This is a genomic window from Luteimonas chenhongjianii (genome assembly GCF_002327105.1).
Taxonomy (GTDB): domain Bacteria; phylum Pseudomonadota; class Gammaproteobacteria; order Xanthomonadales; family Xanthomonadaceae; genus Luteimonas; species Luteimonas chenhongjianii.
Genome location: NZ_CP023406.1, coordinates 1,532,713 through 1,553,607, shown reverse-complemented (window position 1 = coordinate 1,553,607; position 20,895 = coordinate 1,532,713). Strand labels below are relative to the sequence as shown.

16 protein-coding genes and 1 tRNA gene are annotated in these 20,895 nt (G+C 66.1%); all 17 read right to left on the bottom strand.

All coding sequences use genetic code 11. The annotated features are described in order from the left end of the window. Window positions 1-46: 46 nt before the first annotated feature. Window positions 47-2,155, bottom strand: coding sequence for a polyribonucleotide nucleotidyltransferase (gene pnp, locus CNR27_RS07120; protein WP_096297559.1), 2,109 nt, complete (start codon window positions 2,153-2,155; stop codon window positions 47-49). A gap of 121 nt (window positions 2,156-2,276) precedes the next feature. After that, window positions 2,277-2,543 carry a 30S ribosomal protein S15 gene (gene rpsO, locus CNR27_RS07115; RefSeq protein ID WP_096297558.1) on the bottom strand — a complete coding sequence of 89 codons (267 nt, stop codon included), beginning with the start codon at window positions 2,541-2,543 and terminating at the stop codon, window positions 2,277-2,279. 155 nt (window positions 2,544-2,698) lie between these two features. Then, a complete protein-coding gene (gene truB, locus CNR27_RS07110; protein ID WP_255409779.1) occupies window positions 2,699-3,706 on the bottom strand; it encodes a tRNA pseudouridine(55) synthase TruB in 1,008 nt (335 codons plus the stop codon). A gap of 26 nt (window positions 3,707-3,732) precedes the next feature. After that, window positions 3,733-4,095 carry a 30S ribosome-binding factor RbfA gene (gene rbfA, locus CNR27_RS07105; RefSeq protein ID WP_179948227.1) on the bottom strand — a complete coding sequence of 121 codons (363 nt, stop codon included), beginning with the start codon at window positions 4,093-4,095 and terminating at the stop codon, window positions 3,733-3,735. A gap of 113 nt (window positions 4,096-4,208) precedes the next feature. Continuing rightward, window positions 4,209-6,824, bottom strand: coding sequence for a translation initiation factor IF-2 (infB, locus tag CNR27_RS07100; protein WP_096297557.1), 2,616 nt, complete (start codon window positions 6,822-6,824; stop codon window positions 4,209-4,211). Window positions 6,825-6,978: 154 nt separating this feature from the next. Then, window positions 6,979-8,490 (bottom strand): transcription termination factor NusA, encoded by a 1,512-nt coding sequence (gene nusA, locus CNR27_RS07095; protein WP_096300405.1) that lies wholly within the window; start codon window positions 8,488-8,490, stop codon window positions 6,979-6,981. An 8-nt stretch (window positions 8,491-8,498) separates the two neighbouring features. Beyond that, complete coding sequence (rimP, locus tag CNR27_RS07090) at window positions 8,499-9,125, bottom strand: ribosome maturation factor RimP (RefSeq protein ID WP_096297556.1); 627 nt, start codon at window positions 9,123-9,125, stop codon at window positions 8,499-8,501. A gap of 232 nt (window positions 9,126-9,357) precedes the next feature. Next, window positions 9,358-9,434: transfer RNA gene (locus tag CNR27_RS07085), tRNA-Met, on the bottom strand. 136 nt (window positions 9,435-9,570) lie between these two features. Beyond that, on the bottom strand, window positions 9,571-11,034 hold the full coding sequence (nuoN, locus tag CNR27_RS07080; protein WP_425435512.1) for an NADH-quinone oxidoreductase subunit NuoN: 1,464 nt from the start codon (window positions 11,032-11,034) through the stop codon (window positions 9,571-9,573). Between the two features lie 16 nt (window positions 11,035-11,050). After that, a complete protein-coding gene (locus CNR27_RS07075; protein WP_096297554.1) occupies window positions 11,051-12,565 on the bottom strand; it encodes an NADH-quinone oxidoreductase subunit M in 1,515 nt (504 codons plus the stop codon). 13 nt (window positions 12,566-12,578) lie between these two features. Further along, entirely contained in the window at window positions 12,579-14,717 is a 2,139-nt protein-coding gene (gene nuoL / locus CNR27_RS07070; protein WP_096297553.1) for an NADH-quinone oxidoreductase subunit L, read from the bottom strand. 7 nt (window positions 14,718-14,724) lie between these two features. Further along, window positions 14,725-15,051 carry an NADH-quinone oxidoreductase subunit NuoK gene (nuoK, locus tag CNR27_RS07065; protein WP_096297552.1) on the bottom strand — a complete coding sequence of 109 codons (327 nt, stop codon included), beginning with the start codon at window positions 15,049-15,051 and terminating at the stop codon, window positions 14,725-14,727. Next, entirely contained in the window at window positions 15,048-15,689 is a 642-nt protein-coding gene (locus tag CNR27_RS07060; RefSeq protein ID WP_096297551.1) for an NADH-quinone oxidoreductase subunit J, read from the bottom strand. The genes nuoK and CNR27_RS07060 overlap by 4 nt, the downstream gene beginning before the upstream one ends. 3 nt (window positions 15,690-15,692) lie before the next feature. Then, the gene (gene nuoI / locus CNR27_RS07055) at window positions 15,693-16,181 is read right to left on the bottom strand and encodes an NADH-quinone oxidoreductase subunit NuoI (RefSeq protein WP_096297550.1); all 489 of its coding nucleotides are present in this window, start codon (window positions 16,179-16,181) and stop codon (window positions 15,693-15,695) included. After that, entirely contained in the window at window positions 16,181-17,281 is a 1,101-nt protein-coding gene (gene nuoH, locus CNR27_RS07050; RefSeq protein ID WP_096297549.1) for an NADH-quinone oxidoreductase subunit NuoH, read from the bottom strand. The genes nuoI and nuoH overlap by 1 nt, the downstream gene beginning before the upstream one ends. Next, window positions 17,278-19,521, bottom strand: coding sequence for an NADH-quinone oxidoreductase subunit NuoG (nuoG, locus tag CNR27_RS07045; RefSeq protein WP_096297548.1), 2,244 nt, complete (start codon window positions 19,519-19,521; stop codon window positions 17,278-17,280). The genes nuoH and nuoG overlap by 4 nt, the downstream gene beginning before the upstream one ends. After that, window positions 19,518-20,885 carry an NADH-quinone oxidoreductase subunit NuoF gene (gene nuoF, locus CNR27_RS07040; protein WP_096297547.1) on the bottom strand — a complete coding sequence of 456 codons (1,368 nt, stop codon included), beginning with the start codon at window positions 20,883-20,885 and terminating at the stop codon, window positions 19,518-19,520. Before nuoF ends, nuoG begins: the two co-directional genes overlap by 4 nt. Window positions 20,886-20,895: the final 10 nt, after the last annotated feature.

Sequence of the window (20,895 nt, the reverse complement as noted above, 5' to 3'; positions counted from 1 at the left end):
GGGCCGCTTGCGCGGCCCGTTTCCTTGTTGCTTCGGACGCTGGCGATTACTCGGCCGGCGTGCCCTCGCCTTCGGCGACGGCCTTCATCGACAGACGGATACGGCCCTGCTTGTCGACTTCCAGCACCTTGACCTTGACCACGTCGCCTTCCTTGAGCACGTCGCCGACCTTCTCGACGCGCTCGTTGGAGATCTGCGACACGTGGACCAGGCCGTCCTTGCCGGGGGAGATCGTCACGAATGCGCCGAAGTCCATCAGCTTGACGACCTTGCCCTCATAGATCCGGCCCGGCTCGACGTCGGAGGTGATCTGCTCGATACGCTCCTTGGCGGCACGGCCGGCGGCCGCGTCGACCGAGGCGATCGTGATCGTGCCGTCGTCCTGGATGTCGATCTGGGTGCCGGTCTCCTTGGTGATGCCCTGGATGACCGAACCGCCCTTGCCGATGACCTCGCGGATCTTGTCGGGGTGGATCTTGATCGTGATCAGGCGCGGCGCGAACTCGCTGAGTTCGGTACGGGCGGTGGTCAGCGCGCTGCTCATCTCGTTGAGGATGTGCAGACGACCCTGCTTGGCCTGTGCCAGCGCGACACGCATGATCTCTTCGGTGATGCCCTGGATCTTGATGTCCATCTGCAGGGCCGAGATGCCGTTGGTGGTGCCGGCAACCTTGAAGTCCATGTCGCCGAGGTGATCTTCGTCACCCAGGATGTCCGACAGCACGACGTAATCGTCGCCTTCCTTGACCAGACCCATCGCGATACCGGCGACCGGCGCCTTGATCGGCACGCCCGCGTCCATCAGCGCCAGCGACGAACCACAGACCGACGCCATCGACGAGGAACCGTTCGACTCGGTGATCTCCGACACGACGCGGATGGTGTACGGGAACTCTTCCATCGTCGGCATCACGGCGAGCACGCCGCGCTTGGCGAGGCGGCCATGGCCGATCTCGCGACGCTTCGGACCCATCATGCGGCCGGCTTCGCCCACCGAGTAGGGAGGGAAGTTGTAATGGAACAGGAAGTGTTCCTTGTACTCGCCGGAGACCGAATCGATGATCTGGCCGTCGCGGGCGGTGCCCAGCGTGACCGCGACGATCGCCTGGGTCTCGCCACGGGTGAACAGCGCCGAGCCGTGCACGCGCGGCAGGATGCTGACCTTCGAGCTGATCGGACGCACCTGGTCGAGCGCGCGGCCGTCGATGCGGACCTTGGTCTTGAGGACCGAGTTGCGCATCGTCTGGTATTCCTGCTCGCTGAACTCCTTCGACAGCTCGCCGGCCGACCAGGCATTGGCCTCGGCGTGCGGCGCGACGGCTTCGAGGATCGCCTTCTTGACCTTGGAGATCGCGTCCTTGCGCTCGAGCTTGTCGCGCACCTGGAACGCGCCGGCCAGCTGCTCGCCGACCGCATTGCGGATCGCGGTGATCAGGCTTTCGTTGGTGGCCGGAGCCGACCACTCCCACTTCGGCTTGCCGGCCTCGGCGACGAGCTCGTTGATCGCGGCGATCGCGACCTGCATCTGCTGGTGACCGAACATCACCGCGCCGAGCATCACGTCTTCCGACAGCTCCTTGGCTTCCGATTCCACCATCAGCACCGCGTTGGCGGTACCGGCGACGACGAGCTCGAGGTCCGAATCCTTCAGGGCCGACACGGTCGGGTTCAGCAGGTACTGGCCGTCCTTGTAGCCGACCTTCGCCGCGCCGATCGGGCCGTCAAACGGCGCGCCGGAGAGCGAAAGCGCGGCGGAAGCGCCGATCAGGGCCAGGATGTCGCCGTCGACCTCCGGGTTCATCGACATCACCGTGGCGATCACCTGGACTTCGTTGCGGAAGCCATCGGGGAACAGCGGACGGATCGGACGGTCGATCAGACGCGAGGTCAGCGTCTCCTTCTCCGTGGCGCGGCCTTCACGCTTGAAGAAGCCGCCGGGAATGCGGCCGCCCGCGTAGAACTTCTCCTGGTAATCCACGGTGAGCGGGAAGAAATCCTGCCCCTCGCGTGCGGTCTTGTTGGCGACCGCGGTGACGAGCACCTGGGTGCCGTCGCAGGACACCATGACGGCGCCGCCAGCCTGGCGCGCGATCTCGCCGGTCTCGAGCGTCACGGTCTGGCTGCCGTACTGGAAGCTCTTTGTCACTTTTGCCACGTTGGAATTCCTTGATGTCTCTTGCGATGAACCGGCCGGAACCCTTGCCCCGGTCGGGCGGGCGTTACCCACGCCCAGAAAAGAACCACGGCGCATTTCTGCGCCGTGGTGGGTGTCACGCTTAGCGACGCAGGCCGAGCTTTTCGATCAGCGCCTTGTAACGATCGGCATCCTTCCGGTGCAGATAGTCCAGCAGGCTGCGACGACGGTTGACCATCATCAGCAGGCCGCGGCGGCTGTGGTGGTCCTTCTTGTGCGTCTTGAAGTGCTCGGTCAGGTGCACGATGCGTGCGGTCAGCAGGGCGACCTGGACTTCCGGCGAGCCGGTGTCGTTGTCGCCGCGCTTGTGTTCTTCGATGATCTTGCCGTTGTCGATGCTGCTGGTCATTGCTGTTCTCTTGACGCGGGTCCCGCAGAAGATCGCGCTGTGCAGTTCGCACCGGCGCGTACCGCCCGGACCGCCATGAAATGGATGTTGCGGAGTGCCCCTAAAAGGGCGCACGAATTGTACCGCCGACCCGGAAGCCGGACAAGGCAGGCCATTCAGCCCGCAGTGTCCGACCCTGCCCGACGGAACATGCGTTGTGGCCGTAGACGGCCGTTCTCGTCCACGTGGCCCAGGCCCTCGGCCAGTCCGGCCGGGCCCATGACCGCGACCTCGCCTGCTGGTGCGTACGGCCCAGGCAGGTCCTGCCCATGCTGGAGACGCGCCGCCTGGCGAAGATCGACATGAACCTGCGGCCAGGCCAGCATGCCCGCCTCGATGTCCAGCACGCAGGCTTCGAGCTGCGCCTCGTCGCGGGCGGCCAGTGCCTGCAGGTCTTCGAGCGTCCACATGCGCGGATCGCGGAACGGGTCCACCCACAGCCGCCGCAGCTCGGCCACGTGGGCCCCGCAGCCGAGCAGTTCGCCCAGATCCCGCACCAGACTGCGCACGTAGGTGCCGGAACCGCATTCGACGTGAAGCCGCAGCTGCGGCATGCCGCCGGGCTCGACCACGCCGTCGAGCAGGTCGGCGGCGGATTGGAGTTCGAACGCATGCACGTCGACCGGTCGGGTATCGATCTCGACCGTCTCGCCACGCCGCGCCTTGGCATAGAGCGGCTCGCCGCCGCGCTTGAGCGCCGAGTAGATCGGCGGTCGCTGCTGGATGCGGCCGACCAGCTGACCGAGCGCGGCATCGAGCATCTCGATGCTCAGCGCCGGCACCGGGCGCTCGCGCAGCACCTCGCCATCGGCATCGTCGGTATCGGTCACCTGGCCGAGCCGGGCGACCGTGGTGTAGGCCTTGCGCGCGCCGAGCAGACCGCCGGCGATCTTGGTGGCCTCGCCGAAGCACACCGGCAGCAGGCCGGTCGCCAGTGGATCAAGGCTGCCGGTATGCCCGCCCTTCTCGGCACGGAACAGGTGCCGCACGCGCTGGAGGGCCTGGTTGGAACTCATGCCGCGCGGTTTGTCGAGCAGCAGGATGCCGTCGAGCTTGCGGAACTTCGTGCGTGGCCGATCCTGGCCGCGGCGGTTCGCGCGCGGGCCGCTCGATGGACGGGGCACCGGCGCGACCGCAGGGTCGCGATCGCTCACTCGGCGGGACGTCCGTCGTCGAGGTCGCGCAGAAGATTGTCGATGCGTTCGCCGCGGTCGACCGAATCGTCGTAGTGGAAATGCAGCTCCGGCACGTGGCGAAGCTTGACCGCGCGCGCCAGGCGGAAGCGGATCTCGTGCGCCACCGCCTTGAGCCCCTTCATGGCTTCGGCGGCGCGCTCGGACTGCAACGCGGTCACGAAGACCTTGGCGTGGGCCATGTCACGGGTGACCTCGACGTCGGACACACTCACCGAAGGCAAGCCGTGTTCGGAGACCGCCTCGCGCACGAGCGTGCCGAGCTCGCGGCGCAGCTGGGCGGATACACGGTCGGTACGGTGGAAGGATTTGGTGGACACGGGAATGGGGCCTGTAACGATGGAACGGGACGGCCAGCGGCCGCCGTAGACGACGACGGCCGGGTCCGTGGGAAACGGAGCCCGGCCGCCGGTGTTTGCCGCCCGGCGCGCCCTTAGAGGGTGCGCTGGACCTCGATGCGCTCGAAGCACTCGATCTGGTCGCCCGGCTTGATGTCGTTGTAGGCCTTGACGCCGATGCCGCACTCGGTGCCGTTACGCACTTCGTCGACGTTCTCCTTGAAGCGGCGCAGCGATTCGAGCTCGCCTTCGAAGATGACGGTGTTGTCGCGCAGCACGCGGATCGGCTTGTTCCGCCGGACCACGCCCTCGATGACCATCGAGCCTGCGACCGCGCCGAACTTCGAACTGCGGAACACGTCGCGCACTTCGGCCACGCCGATGATCTCCTCGCGGATCTCCATGCCCAGGATGCCCGAGGCGACCTGCTTGACCTGGTCGATCACGTCGTAGATCACCGAGAAGTAGCGCAGGTCGAGACCATTGCTCTCGATCACCTTGCGCGCCGATGCATCTGCGCGGACGTTGAAGCCGATGATCGTCGCCTTCGCCGCGGCTGCGGAGTTGGCATCCGACTCGGTGATTCCGCCGACGCCCGAAACGATGACGTTGATGCGGATCTGATCGTTCGACAGTGCGACCAGGGCCTGCTTGAGCGCTTCGACCGAACCCTGCACGTCCGCCTTGATGACCAGGTTGAGCGACAGCTGCTGCTCGGCCTGGCCCATCTGCGCCATGATGTCTTCCATGCGGTTGCCCGCGGCCTGCACCAGGCGCGTCTCGCGACGCTTGGTCTCGCGCTGCTGGGCCACTTCCTTGGCCAGGCGCTCGTCGGCGACCACGACGAAGTCGTCGCCCGCATCCGGCACGCCCGAAAGGCCAAGCACCTGCACCGGAATCGACGGGCCAGCCGTCTGCACCTGGTTGCCGGTTTCGTCGAACAGGGCCCGCACACGGCCGTACTGCACGCCGCAGACGAGGTAGTCGCCACGGGCCAGCAGGCCGTTCTGCACCAGTACCGTGGCCACCGGGCCGCGGCCCTTGTCCAGCGACGATTCGATCACGGTACCGCTGGCGCGGCCTTCGGCCACCGCACGCAGTTCGAGGATCTCCGACTGCAGCGAAATCGCATCGAGCAGATCGTCGACGCCATCGCCGGTCTTGGCCGACAGTTCGACCATCTGCGTGTCGCCGCCGAACTCCTCGGCCACGATTTCGTGCTCGAGCAACTCGTTCTTGACCCGCGACGGGTCGGCGCCCGACTTGTCGATCTTGTTGATCGCGACGATCAACGGCACCTTCGCCGCCTTCGCATGCTTGATCGCCTCGACCGTCTGCGGCATGACGCCGTCGTCGGCCGCGACCACCAGGATCACGATGTCGGTGAGCTTGGCGCCACGTGCGCGCATCGACGTGAATGCCGCGTGGCCCGGGGTGTCGAGGAAGCTGATGACGCCCTTCTCGGTCTCCACGTGGTACGCGCCGATGTGCTGGGTGATGCCGCCTGCTTCGCCGGAGGCGATCTTGGTGCGACGGATGTAGTCGAGCAGCGAGGTCTTGCCGTGATCGACATGACCCATGATCGTCACGACCGGCGGACGGGGCACCAGCTCGCCCTGCGTTTCGCCCACGTGTGCGATCAGCTCGCTCTCGGCGTCGTCGGCATCGGCGCGCACCGGAATGTGGCCGAGTTCTTCGACGGCCAGCGCCGCGGTGTCGTGGTCGATCGACTGGGTGATGGTCGCCATGACGCCCATCTTGAACAGTGCCTTGACCACGTCGCCGCCCTTCATCGCGAGCTTCTGCGCAAGGTCGGCCACGGTGATCGCATCGCCGATCGCCACTTCGCGCTGCATCGGCGCGGTCGGACGTTCGAAGCCGTGCGGGCCACCACCGCTGCGCGAGGGCGCATTGCCGCGACGCTGCGGACCACCACGCTGCGGCTTGCCGCGGGTGTTGCTGGTGCTGCGACGGGCGCGGTCGGAGGCACTGAGGTGCAGCTGGCCGGCGAATCGCGCGGTCTTGTCGTCGTCCTCGACGCCGCTGACCATCGCATGCGAGCCGCGGTTGCCCTTCTTGGCACCGGCAGGCGCGTTGCGGTCATCGGCGCGCGGCGGCGTGGCCGGCTTGTGGCCATGGCCGTGCGCAGGCGGCGCGCGGCGGACAGTCTCGGTGGCTTCCGCCGCCGGCGGCGGCGCGGCGGCGGCGGCAGCCGCCTGCTCGCGCAGGCGCTCGGCCTCGGCCTCGGCCTCACGCTTGCGCTGCTGGACCTCCTCGGCGCGGCGCCGGTCATCCTCAGCCAGGCGCTGCTGCTCGGAAAGGTTCTTCTGGCGCGACGCCTCGAGCTTGCGCAGGATTTCGGCGCGCTCGGATTCAGGATCGACCTTGCCACCCACGCCGGGGCTCAGCGTGACCTTCTTGCGGACGACGACATCGACCGTCTGGCGGTTCTTGCCGCCACCGACCGTCAGTTCCTGCTTGCGGCTGCGGCTGAGCGTGATCTTCTTCGGCGCGGCGACTTCCTCGACCGGGGCATCGCCCTTGCCGTGCGCGCGCTTCAGGAAGCCGAGCAGCTTGAGCTTCTCGGCACTGGTGACGACCTGGTCGGGATCGCTGAACGGCATGCCCGCTTCGGACAGCTGTTCGAGCAGTTTCTCGACCGGCGTGTTCACCAGTGCGGCCAGCTTACGGATGGTGGTTTGTTGCGACATTCGTGGTTCCGGTTCCTTGCGCGCCGCCGCGAAGGCGGCGCAGTGGATTTGTCATTCTAACGCTGCATGGGATGCGTTCCGACTGGATCGTGTTCCATGACCGGGCGTCTGCTCGTCCGACCGCTGCCGCGAGGCAGCGAGCCGGCGCGTCCGATCAGCCTTCGCGCTCCAGGCGCGCGATTTCTTCGGACCGGGCGGCGAGGATCAGCGCCGCGGCGCGGCCCTCGTCAAGATCCTCGATACCGAACTCGAGCACTTCGTCCGCGCCGAGATCGGAGAGATCCTCACTGGTACGGATGCCGTGTGACGCCAGCGCATACGCAGTGGCCTCGTCCATGCCTGCCAGCGCCAGCAGATCCTCGGACGGCGCATTCTCGTCGACGCCCTCCTCGACCGCGAGCGCATCGTTGAGCAGCGAGTCCCTGGCGCGTCCACGCAGTTCCTCGACGATATCCTCGTCGAAGCCCTCGACGGCCAGCAGCTCGCCGACCGGCACGTAGGCGATTTCCTCGACCGTGCTGAAGCCCTCGGCAACCAGGATGGCGGCGATTTCCTCGTCGACCTCCAGCTTTTCCTGGAACAGGGCGCGCGCCGTCGCCTGCTCGGCGTCCGACTTCGCGGTGACCTGGTCCTGGGTCATCACGTTCAGCTGCCAGCCCGACAGGCGGCTGGCGAGGCGCACGTTCTGGCCGCCCTTGCCGATCGCCTGGGCCAGCTTGTCCTCGGCGACCGCCAGGTCCATGGAGTGCTTGTCCTCGTCGACGACGATCGACTGCACCTCGGCCGGCGCCATCGCATTGATGACGAACTGGGCCGGATTGTCCGACCACAGCACGATGTCCACGCGCTCGCCGTTGAGCTCGTTGCTCACGGCCTGCACGCGCGAACCGCGCATGCCGATGCAGGCGCCGATGGGATCGGTCCGAGTGTCGTAGGCCAGCACCGCGATCTTGGCGCGGTCGCCCGGATCGCGGGCACAGGCCTTGATCTCGACCAGCCCCTGGCCCACTTCCGGCACTTCGAGCTTGAACAGCTCGATCATGAATTCAGGTGCGGCGCGGCTGATGAACAGCTGCGGGCCGCGGGGTTCGCTGCGCACGTCGTACAGGTAGCCGCGGACACGGTCGCCGGCGCGCACGACGTCGCGCGGGATCGCCTTGTCCTTCTGGATCAACGCCTCGGCATTGCCGCCCAGGTCGACGTAGACATTGCCACGCTCCACGCGCTTGACCACGCCGGTGACCAGCTCGCCCACGCGATCCTTCCAGGCATCGACGACCTGCTGGCGCTCGGCTTCGCGCACGCGCTGGACGATGACCTGCTTGGCGGCCTGCGCAGCGATGCGGCCAAAGTCGACGTTCTCGATCTGCTCTTCGATGTAGTCCCCGACCTCGACGCCATCGGCCTCCTCGATCGCGTCCATCAGCCGGATCTGGCGGTCGGGCGATTCCATCACGACGTCGTCGGCCACGACTTCCCAGCGACGGAAGGTCTCGTAGCTGCCGTCCTTCGCGTCGATGGTGACGCGCGTCAGCACGTCCTGGTCATGGAAACGCTTCTTTGCGGCAGTGGCCAGCGCGGCTTCGATCGCTTCGAGGATCACCGACTCCGGGACACCCTTCTCGCTGGCGACCGCATCGACGACCAGCAACAGTTCCTTGCTCATCTTTTCATTCACTCCGCAGCGGTGGACGGATCCGCCGACCGCTTGTTGTCACGTGGTGTGTGGTTTGCCTTGCGGGTCGCACCCGAAGCGCGCCCCTTGTCTTTCTTCTCGCTCGACGGCGCCAGGCCCAGCGCGGCCCAGTCGGGCACCAGGCGGGCCTTGTCGATGTTGTCGCCCTGGGCGACAAACGCCGTACCGTCGATGTCAAAGGTGACCGTGTCGCCCTCGACCGAGACGATGCGGCCGGTCAGGCGACGGCGGCCGTCCTGCGGCAACCTGAGGGTGACCTTCGCACTCTCCCCGACATAGCGCGCGAATTGCGCGGCGCCGAACAGGGGCCGGTCGATCCCGGGCGAGGAGACCTCGAGCGTGTAGTTGCCGGTGATCGGATCCTCGACGTCGAGCTGCGCTGAAATCTCGCGGCTGACCGCTTCGCAATGCTCGATCGTCACGCCCTGGCCACCCTCGCCTTCCGGGTCGGCCTGGCCGGCCTCGGCGCCGAGGGGCACGTCGATATAGATGCGTACGAGCGAACCGCCCGGCGCGGGCAGGTACTCGATACCGAGCAGCTCGAGGCCGAGCGCCTCGACCGTCGGCGCAAGCAATTGAGTGAGTTGTGTCGCCTTGTCCGCCACTGGTCCCTCGTCGGTTACGTGTCCGGTACCGCACGATCGCCGCACTTCGCGCGACCACCGCTTCGCCCCTGGGCGCCTGCGGCTTTCCGGTCGCGGAAAACGACAAAGGGCCCGATGGGCCCCTTGTCCGATACCACTGGATGTCGGCGCCGAAGCGAAGCAGTAGCTTCGGCAAGCCCAGATTCCTCGCTCCGACCGACCTTGAAGCCTGTCGTCGTTACCGCGATGAATATGGTAGCGGGGGCAGGATTTGAACCTGCGACCTTCGGGTTATGAGCCCGACGAGCTGCCAGACTGCTCCACCCCGCATCAGAAGCGGAATTATGAAGATTGCTCTTCGATATTGCAAGAAGTTTCGGGCGATTCCGCGTCCCTCAACTCTTCCCGATCGCGATGTTGCAACGACCGGGCGCGCATCTTAACAGATGCAACGCCCTTGGCAAGCTCAACCGGCGAATGCCTGCCGGCACCAAGCCATCAGCGGGCTGAAGAACGGCACGACCGCCACCAGCGCGAGCACGTTGAGCGCGAACACGATGCGCATCGGAGCGCCTGGACGCTGCGCCATCGGCGCGGCCTCGGGGGCATCGAAGTACATGACCTTGATCACGCGCAGGTAGTAGTACGCACCGACCACCGCGAACACGATGCCGACGATCGCCAGCCACAGCAGCCCGCCTTCGAGCGCGGCCTGCAGGACTGCGAGCTTGGCCCAGAAGCCCAGGAACGGCGGCACGCCGGCCAGCGAGGCCATGACGCACAGCACCATGAACGCCATCCACGGGCTGCGCTGGTTGAGACCCTTGTAGTCGTCGATGCGGTCGGCCTCGAAGCCGTTGCGCGACAGCATGACGATCGCGCCGAATGCCGCGGCCGACATCAGCGCGTAGGTGATCACGTAGAACATCGCCGATGCATAGCCCATCTCCCCGCCACCGGCCAGGCCGAGGAACAGGAAGCCGACATGCGAGATCGTCGAGTAGGCCAGCATGCGCTTGAGGTTGGTCTGCGCCAGGGCGAACAGGTTGCCCACCACCAGCGACAGCGCGGCGAGCAGCGAAACCAGCAACTGCGACTGGTCATGCAGCGGACCGAGCGCGGTATCGAGCAGGCGCCAGGCCATGCCGAACGCGGCAATCTTGGGCACCGAGCTGATGAAGGCCACGATCGGGGTCGGCGCGCCGGTATAGGTGTCGGGCAGCCACATGTGGAACGGCGCGGCACCGAACTTGAACGCGATGCCGACGACCAGGAAAACCATGCCGGTGAGCAGCAGCACGCGGTTCTCGCCGTCGAGCGCGCCGATCGCCTGCTGGATCTCCGGCAGCGACAGCGAGCCGGTCGCGCCATACACCAGGGACATGCCGAACAGCAGCATGCCCGAGGCCAACGCGCCGAGGACGAAGTACTTCATCGCCGCTTCGGAGGCCAGCTTGCTGTCGCGGTCGCAGGCGACCAGCGCATACGAACACAGCGCGAGCAGCTCCAGGCCGACGTACACCATCGTCAGGTTGTTGGCCGAGACCAGCAACATCATGCCGGCGGTGGTGAACAGGAACAGCACCGGGATCTCGCCCTGGTAGAGATTCCGCTCACGCAGGAAGACCCAGGCATAGCCGAGCGCCGCGGCGCCGACCAGCAGGCCGGTGACCTTGAGCACGTCGGCGCCGCTGTCGCGCACGAACATGTCGGCCAGGATCGTGCCGTGGCCGCCAACGCCCATCATGATGAGGACGGCAGCGCCAATCAGCGTGGCCACCGCCAAGACGTGGGTGATCAGCCGTCGGCGCGGATCGATGAACAGGTCGAGCATCAGCAGGGCGAACGCGCCCAGCACCACTACGAGCTCGGGAACGATCGGGCCCAGCTCGGCCAGGGTGCGGATGGGAGGCGTCATCGGAGCAGAAATCATCGCAACAGTGTCCTCAGAGCTTGCTTACGGCGATCAGGTTCGCCAGTTGCGCGATGGACGGCTCCATCAGATCGATCAGCGGCTTGGGATAGACACCGATCAGCAGCGTGCCGGCCGCGAACACACCCAGCACCAGCGCTTCACGGGCGTTGATGTCCTTGAGCGCGGCGACGTGGGCATTGGAAACCTCGCCATAGAGCACCCGCTTGACCAGCCACAGCGTGTAGGCCGCGCCGATGATCAGCGTCGTCGCGGCGAAGAACGCGATCATCGGATGGCTCTGGAACGCCGCCATGATCACCATGAACTCGCCGACGAACCCTGACGTACCCGGGAGCCCGGAGTTGGCCATCGCGAACAACACGTAGAACGCGGCGAACCACGGCATGACGTTCGCGACGCCACCGTAATCGCGGATCTGCCGCGTGTGCATGCGGTCGTAGAGGATGCCGATGCAGGAGAACATCGCGCCGGAAATGAAGCCGTGCGACACCATCTGCACCATCGCGCCCTGCAGGCCGAGCCGCGCGGCGTCGGAGCCGTCAGGCACCTCGCGCACCAGCGCGAACGCGATGAACACGCCCAGGGTCACGAAGCCCATGTGCGACACCGACGAGTACGCCACCAGCTTCTTCATGTCCTGCTGGACCAGCGCAACCAGGCCGACATAGACGATCGCGATCAGCGACAGCGCGATGACCAGCCAGGCCCATTCGTGGCCGGCGTCAGGCGTGATCGGCAGGTTGAAGCGCAGGAAGCCGTAGCCGCCGATCTTCAGCATGATCGCCGCCAGGATCACCGAGCCGCCGGTCGGCGCCTCCACGTGCGCGTCGGGCAGCCAGGTGTGGACCGGGAACATCGGCACCTTGACCGCGAAGGCAGCCAGGAATGCGAAGAACAGCCACATCTGCTCGGTCGAAGACAGCGGCAGCGCGTAGAGATCGGGGAGCTGCCAGCTGCCTGCCTGGATGTACAGGTAGATCAGCGCGACCAGCATGAACAGCGAACCGAGGAACGTGTACAGGAAGAACTTCATCGACGCGTACACGCGGTTCGTACCACCCCAGACCCCGATGATGATGAACATCGGGATCAGCATGGCTTCGAAGAACACGTAGAACAGCATCGCGTCGACGGCCGCGAACACGCCGACCATCATGCCCTCGAGGACCAGCATCGCCGCGAGGTACTGCGACACGCGCTTGGTGATCGAGGTCCACGCACCGATGATCACCAGCGCGGTGGTCAGCGTCGTCAACACGATCAGCGCGACCGAGATGCCGTCGGCGCCGAGGTGGTATTCGATGTCCAGCGACGGGATCCACTCGCGACGTTCGAGGAACTGCAAACCCCCGTTGGTGTAGTCGAAGCCGGTGAACAACGGGATGCTGACCACAAAGACGAGCAGCGCGACCGCCAGCGACACCCAGCGGGCGGCATCGGGGCGGCGCTCGCCCAGGGCGAGCACGCAGGCACCGCCGAGGATCGGCAGCCAGATCAGGAGACTGAGAAGAGGCCAATTCGACACGTAGGTATTTCCGTCAGCGCCAGTACTTGATGAGGACGGCCAGGAGCACGATCAGGCCGACGATCATCGCGAATGCGTAGTGGTAGAGAGCACCGGACTGCAGCCGGCGGACGAGGCCCGAGACCAGGCCGACGACGCGCGCCGGCCCGTTGACGAACAGGCCATCGATCACCCGGGTGTCGAATACGCGCGACAGCTTGCCCAGCGCGACGCCGCCACCGGCGAAGCCACCGATCCACAGGTCGTCCATGCCGTACTTGTTCTCGAGCACCCGGATCGGCAGACGGAACACATGGGCAGCCTTGGCGGGAAGCTCGGGCTTCCACCAGTACATCACCGTGGCCAGCACGAAGCCTGCCAGGACCAGCCAGAAAGCCGGGGCGACGAAGCCGTGCATCGCGAACGCAGCCGGACCATGCCAGAGCTCTTCCTTCAGCGTCGCCATGACGTCGTGCGAAGCCAGCACGTGGATCACGCCGTCGAAGAAGCCACGCACGTCGTGGTGACCGGTCCAGTCGGTGCCGAACAGCATCGGACCCGCGGTGAAGTAGCCGATGAGGATCGACGGGATCGCCAGCAGGATCAGCGGCAACGTCACCACCCACGGAGATTCGTGCGGCTCGTGCGGGCCGTGATGTCCGTGATCGTCATGGGCGTCGCCGCCCGCCGGATGCGCATGGCCGTCGTCATGCAGCGGCTCGTGCAGGGTGTGCTGGCCGTGCGCGTCATGTGCGGCGTGGCTGTCCGACGCATGCGCCTCACGGAAGCGTTCCTTGCCGAAGTAGGTCATGTACAGCAGCCGGAAGCTGTAGAACGACGTCACGAAGGCGCCGAGCAGCACCGACCAGTACGCGTACTGGAACACCCAACCGCCGCCATCGCTGGCGTGCTTGGCAGCCTCGATGATCGTGTCCTTGGAATAGAACCCGCTGAAGAACGGCGTGCCGACCAGGGCCAGCGTGCCGATGACGCTTGTCCAGAACGTGATCGGCATGTACTTGCGCAGCCCGCCCATCTTGCGCATGTCCTGCTCGTGGTGCATGCCGATGATGACGCTACCGGCCGCCAGGAACAGCAGCGCCTTGAAGAAGGCGTGGGTCATCAGGTGGAACACCGCGGCCGAATACGCCGATACGCCGAGCGCAACGGTCATGTAACCCAGCTGCGACAGTGTCGAGTACGCGACCACGCGCTTGATGTCGTTCTGCACGATGCCGATCAGGCCGGTGAAGAACGCGGTCGTCGCGCCGATGAAGAGGATGAACTGCAGCGCGGTTTCGGACAGCTCGAACAGCGGCGACATGCGCGCCACCATGAAGATGCCGGCGGTGACCATCGTCGCGGCATGGATCAGCGCCGAGATCGGGGTCGGACCTTCCATCGAGTCGGGCAGCCACACGTGCAGGGGGACCTGGGCCGACTTGCCCATTGCACCGACGAACAGACAGATGCAGACCAGCGTGGCGACCGACCATTCGAAGCCGTTGATCACTTCGACCGTCTGCCCGCCGCCGATGGTGGCGTCGGCCGCGGCGAACACCGTCGCGTAGTCGAGGCTGCCGAACCAGTACAGCACGCCGGCAATGCCGAGCAGGAAGCCGAAGTCGCCGACGCGGTTGACCAGGAACGCCTTCATGTTGGCGAACACAGCGGTCGGCTTCTTGAACCAGAAGCCGATCAGCAGGTACGACACCAGGCCCACCGCCTCCCAGCCGAAGAACAGCTGCAGGAAGTTGTTGCTCATCACCAGCATGAGCATCGAGAAGGTGAACAGCGAGATATAGCTGAAGAAGCGCTGATACCCCGGGTCCTCGGCCATGTAGCCGATGGTGTAGAGATGCACGAGCAGCGCCACGAACGTCACCACGACCATCATCATCGCGGTGAGGTTGTCGACAAGGAAGCCGACATACGCCGAGTAGTTGCCGACCTCGAAGAACGTATAGACGTTCTCGTTGAAGACCGGCGCGCCCTGCATCAGCTGCCACAGCGTATAGATCGACAGCGCGCAGCTGATCGCGACGCCGGCGATGGTCACCGAGTGCGCGCCGACGCGGCCGACCTGACGACCGAACAGTCCCGCGATGATCGAGCCCAGCAGCGGCGCCACGACGATCGCGATCAGGATGCCCTTGGAAATTGTGTACTCCATGCCCGGGTCAGCCCTTCAGCGTGTCGAGTTCGGCGACGTTGATCGTGCGCCGGTTGCGGAACAGCGTGACCAGGATCGCAAGGCCGATCGCGGCCTCGGCCGCGGCCACGGTGAGAATGAAGAACACGAAGATCTGGCCGGCGGCATCACCGAACTCGCGCGAGAACGCAACGAAGTTGATGTTCACCGCGAGCAGCATCAGCTCGATCGACATCAGCAGGATGATCACGTTCTTCCGGTTGAGGAAGATGCCCGCCACGCTGATGCAGAAGAGCACCGCGCCCAGCGACAGGTAATGGCCCAGCGCGAGGCCGGTCCCGAACAGCTCGGTCATTTCGATTCTCCCTCACCCGCACCCGGCACCGGCTCGACCACCGGACGCACCGCGTCCATCTTGACCACGCGCATGCGGTCACTCGCCCGCACGCGGGCCTGCTCGCTGGGGTTCTGGTGCTTGGCACCGGGACGGCGACGCAGCGTCAGCATCACCGCGGCGATCACCGCGACGGTCAGGATGACCGCGGCGATCTCGAACGGCAGCAGGAAGTCCGTGAACAGGCGGCGTGCGATCCATACCGTATTGGACAGGCCCGCCTCGTCGACCGCATCGGCGGCGAACGGCGTCATCCGCGCGCGAACCCCGATCAGCGTGATGATCTCGACGAGCATCACCACCGCGACGACCAGGCCGACCGGCAGGTAGCGCACATAGCCTTCCCGCAGCGGCGCGACATCGACGTCGAGCATCATCACCACGAACAGGAACAGCACCATGACCGCGCCGACATAGACCAGCACCAGCGCGATGCCGAGGAACTCGGCGCCTACCAGCAGCCAGGTGCAGGCGGTCGAGAAGAACGTCAACACCAGGAACAACGCCGCATGCACGGGGTTGCGGGCGCTGATCACCCCTACCGCGGCCATCACGGTGATCGCGGCGAAGACGAGGAATGCAATGAGGGTGGATTCCATGACTTACCTGTACGCGGAGTCGGCGGCGCGACGTTCGGCGATCTCGGACTCGAGACGGTCGCCGATCGCGAGGAGTTGCTGCTTGTTGACGATGTTCTCGCCGCGCTTCTCGAAGTGGTACTCGAGCACGTGGGTTTCGACGATCGAGTCCACCGGGCACGACTCCTCGCAGAAGCCGCAGTAGATGCACTTGAACAGATCGATGTCGTAGCGCGTCGTGCGGCGGCTGCCGTCCTCGCGCTGCTCCGAATCGATGGTGATCGCCAGCGCCGGGCACACCGCCTCGCACAGCTTGCAGGCGATGCAGCGCTCTTCCCCGTTGGGATAGCGACGCAGCGCATGCAGCCCGCGGAAACGTGGCGACTGCGGCGTCTTTTCCATCGGGTACATCAGCGTGTACTTGTCGCGGAAGAGATAGCGGAAGGTCAGCGCCATGCCGCCGATCAGCTCGAGCAGCAACAGGCTACGGAACCATGCAACGAACTTGCCCATCACCGTCCTGCCTCGAATACGCCGAAATACGCCATCAGTGCCGTCACCACGATCCAGCCGATGCTGATCGGAATGAACACCTTCCAGCCCAGGCGCATGATCTGGTCATAGCGGTAACGCGGGAACGACGCGCGGAACCAGATGAAGCAGCTGGCGAAGAAGATCACCTTGGCGAAGAGCCACCACCAGCCGTCGACCGACAGCAGCGGGATGCCCCAGCCCTGGAACGGCGACAGCCAGCCGCCGAGGAAGAAGATCGCGACCAGGAAGCTGATCAGGATCATGTTCGCGTACTCGGCGAGGAAGAACAGCGCGAACGCCGAACCCGAATACTCGACCATGTGACCGGCGACGATCTCCGACTCGCCTTCCACCACGTCGAACGGCGCGCGGTTGGTCTCGGCCACGCCGGAGATGAAGTAGATGACGAACAGCGGCAGCATCGGCAGCCAGAACCAGTCGAACAGGCCCTTGCCGCCCGCTTGCGCCATGACGATCTCGGACAGGTTCAGGCTGCCGGCGCCAACCATCACGCCGACGAGCGCAAAGCCCATCGCGATCTCGTAGCTGATCATCTGCGCCGAGGCACGCATTGCGCCGAGGAAGGCGTACTTGGAGTTCGACGCCCAGCCGGCGAGGATGATCCCGTAGATGCCCAGGCTCGTCATCGCCAGCAGATACAGCAGGCCGGCGTTGGCATTCGACAGCACCAGCTGCGCATCGAAAGGCACCACTGCCCAGGCGGCGAACGCCGGCGCGAGCGTGATCAGCGGCGCCAGCACGAACAGCACGCGCTGCGCATTGGTCGGCTGGATGACTTCCTTGAACAGCAGTTTGAAGACGTCGGCAAAGGCCTGGAAGATGCCCATGCCCACGTACATCGGACCGTGCCGCTGGTGCATCCAGCCGAGGAGCTTGCGCTCCCACACCACGTAGAACGCCACGCACAGGATCACCGGCACTGCGATCAGCAGGATCTTGAGCACGATCCACAGCACCAGCCCGACCGAGCCCAGGGACATCAGCCAGTCGTACAGGGGCGCGCTGGCGTCACCGAGGAGCGACGCGGTGTTGACGACGCTGTTCTGAACCCCGCTCATGCCGCCACCACCTTGACCTTGCCGGCTCCCAGCGCCGCAGTGGCGCCGTAGCCCGATTCCACCCACGCCGCGCCAGGTGCGACACGGTCGTCGACCGCCACCTGCAGCGTCGCGGTACCGACCCCGTTGGAGACCTTCGCCATCGCACCGTCGACCAACCCGCTCGCCGTGGCGTCGTCCGGATGCAGGACGATGCGCGGACCGACGGTCAGCGGATGCGACTGCAGCGCAGCGGCGCGGCGGGTCAGCCCATCGACGCGATAGATCGCCTGGGTCACGGCCAGTTCCAGACCGTCACCGTCCACGACCGGCGCCGCGGAGGCTGCAACCGTCACCGACTTCGGCTCGATACCCGCACGCAGGCCGGCCAGATCGGTGAACTCGAAACCGGGCATCGCCAGCGCACCACCCAGTGCGCGCAGCACGCGCCAGCCGGCACGCGCATCGACCGGCAGCTTGCCGGCGGCAGTGGCCTGCTGGTCGCGGCCTTCCAGATTGGTCAGCGTCGCGTCGATCTCGGCGAGGGCGCCGATCGGCAGGATCACGTCGGCCACGGCGCGCGTGGATTCACAGGCGAAGTGGCTGAAGGCCACGACCTGGGCAGCGCCCAGTGCCTGCAACGCAGTCGCCTGGTCGGCGAAGTCCAGACCCGGCTCGATGCCGTAGATCACGTAGGCGCCGCGGCGCTCGGCGAGCATCGCATTGGCGTCGCGCGAGGTCGGCAGCACGCCCAGGCGGCTCAGGCCCAGCGCATTGGCGCCCTGCGGGATGCGGCACAGCGCCGCACCGGTCGCACTGGCGAGCGCGGTGGCAGCCTTGCGGATGTCGGCAGCGTGCGCGCTGGCTTCCGCCTGCGCGCCGAGGATGATCGCGGCATGCTTGCCGCCGCGCAGCGCGTCACCGAGCTCGGCGACCTGCAGGGTCTCGGCGACCTTCGACGGCGGCACGATGGCCTTGTCGACGATGTCGAAAGTGAACTCGAAATCGACCGGATTGACCACGTACACCTTGGCGCCGCGCTTCCACGCCTGACGCACGCGGTGGTGCAGCAGCGGAACCTCGTGGCGCAGATTGGTGCCGACCAGCAGCACCACATCGGCCCGGTCGAGCTCGGCGACGGGCATCGGGAAAGCCTCGGCCACGGCGCCGTCGGACAGGTCGCGCTGGGCAATGCGGTGATCGAGATTGCCGGTCCCGAGCGCTTCGGCAAGGCGGACCAGCAGAGCGCCCTCCTCGTTCGAAGTCGCCGGATGCACCAGCACGCCGAGCTCGTCGGCGGCGTTGTCGCGCAGGATGGTCTCGGCGCGGGTCAGGGCTTCCTCCCACGAGGCTTCGCGCCATGCGCCGCCGTCCTTGACCAGCGGACGCACCGCGCGGTCTTCAGCCGCCAGGCCTTGGTGCGAATACCGGTCCCGATCGGAGATCCAGCACTCGTTGACCGCTTCGTTCTCACGCGGCACCACGCGCATCACTTCGCCGCGGCGCACGTGCAGGAATGTGTTGCTGCCGAGCGCGTCATGGCCGCCGAGCGACTCGCGCGCGAGCAGCTCCCAGGGACGTGCGCGGAAGCGATAGACCTTGTTGGTCAGCGCGCCGACCGGGCAGACGTCGATGACGTTGCCGGAAAGTTCGGTCGTCAGCGGCTTGCCGTCGTAGGTGCCGATCTGCAGGTTCTCACCGCGCTGCATGCCGCCCAGCTCGTAGGTGCCGGCGATTTCCGCGGTGAAGCGCACGCAGCGCGTGCACTGGATACAACGGGTCATCTCGGTCGCGACCAGCGGACCGAGATCCTCGTCGGCGACGACGCGCTTGCGCTCGGCGAAGCGGCTGACCGAGCGGCCATAGCCCAGCGAGAGATCCTGCAGTTCGCACTCGCCGCCCTGATCGCAGATCGGGCAGTCGAGCGGATGGTTGATCAGCAGGAATTCCATCACGTTGCGCTGGGCCTTGAGCGCCTTTTCGTTGCGCGTGAAGACCTTCAGCCCGTCCATCACCGGGGTGGCGCAGGCCGGCGACGGCTTGGGCGCACCACGGCCGCCGACCTCGGTGTCGACCAGGCACATGCGGCAGTTCGCGGCGATCGCGAGCTTGTCGTGATAGCAGAAACGCGGGATCGGAATGCCGGCCTTGTCGGCGGCATGGATGATCATCGAACCCTTGGGCGCGGCCAGTTCGACACCGTCGATGAAGACGGTGACATGGTCGGGCGGCAGGTTCGGGTTCACCGGCTGGGCGCTCATGCGGCCACCGCCTTCGGCACGACGGTGCCGTTGCGCTGATCGTCGACGAGGAAACGCTTGTTCACGATCGCGTACTCGAACTCGTCCCAGAAGTGGCGCAGGAAGCCCTGCACCGGCCATGCGGCCGCTTCACCGAATGCGCAGATGGTGTGTCCCTCGATCTGTCCCGCCGCCGCCCGCAGCATCTGCAGGTCCTCTACAGTCGCGGTGTGCTCGGCGATACGGGTAAGCATGCGGTACATCCAGCCGGTGCCCTCGCGGCACGGCGTGCACTGGCCGCAGCTTTCCTTGTAGTAGAAGCGTGCGATGCGCTGGCAGGCACGCACCATGCAGGTGGTGTCGTCCATCACGATGACCGCGCCCGAGCCCAGGCCGGAGCCGGCCTTCTGCAGCGCGTCGTAGTCCATCGTCAGGCCCATCATGGTCTCGCCCGGCAGCACCGGCATCGAGGAGCCACCCGGGATCACGCCCTTGACCTTGCGGCCTTCGCGCACGCCGCCGCACATCTCGAGAAGTTCCGAGAAGGGCGTCCCCAGGCGGATCTCGTGGTTGCCGGGCCTGACGACATGGCCGGACACCGAAAAGATCTTGCAGCCGCCGTTGTTGGGCTTGCCGAGATTCATGAACCACTCGGCGCCATTGCGCACGATGGCCGGCACCGAGGCGAACGTCTCGGTGTTGTTGATCGTCGTCGGCTTGCCGTAGAGGCCGAAATTCGCCGGGAACGGCGGCTTGAAGCGCGGCTGGCCCTTCTTGCCTTCCAGCGACTCCATCAGCGCGGTCTCTTCGCCGCAGATGTAGGCGCCTGCGCCGAGGGCGTTGTGGATGTCGATGTCGATGCCGCTGCCGAGCACGTTCTTGCCCAGCCAGCCGTTGGCATAGGCCTCGGCGGTGGCTTCTTCCAGATGCTCGAAGGGCTCGTGGTGGAACTCGCCGCGCAGGTAGTTGTAGGCCACGCTCGCGCCGGTCGCGTAGCAGGCGATCGCCATGCCCTCGATGACCGCGTGCGGGTTGTAGCGCAGGATGTCGCGATCCTTGGCGGTACCGGGCTCGGATTCGTCCGAGTTGCAGAGGATGTACTTCTGCATCTCGCCCTTGGGCATGAAGCTCCACTTCAGGCCGGTCGGGAAGCCCGCGCCGCCGCGACCACGCAGGCCGGACTGCTTGACCATCTCGATGACGTCGGTGGGCGGGATCTTCTCTTCGAGGATCCGGCGCAGCGCGCTGTAACCACCCGTCTTGAGGTAGTTCTCGTAGGACCACGGCTTGTCGAAATGCAGCGTGGTGTAGACCGCCTGGTGTTCCTTCGGCGCAGGCCCGACGGGCCCGTAACCTTCGGAAGACTTGGGATGGTGATGTGCCATGTCCGCGCGA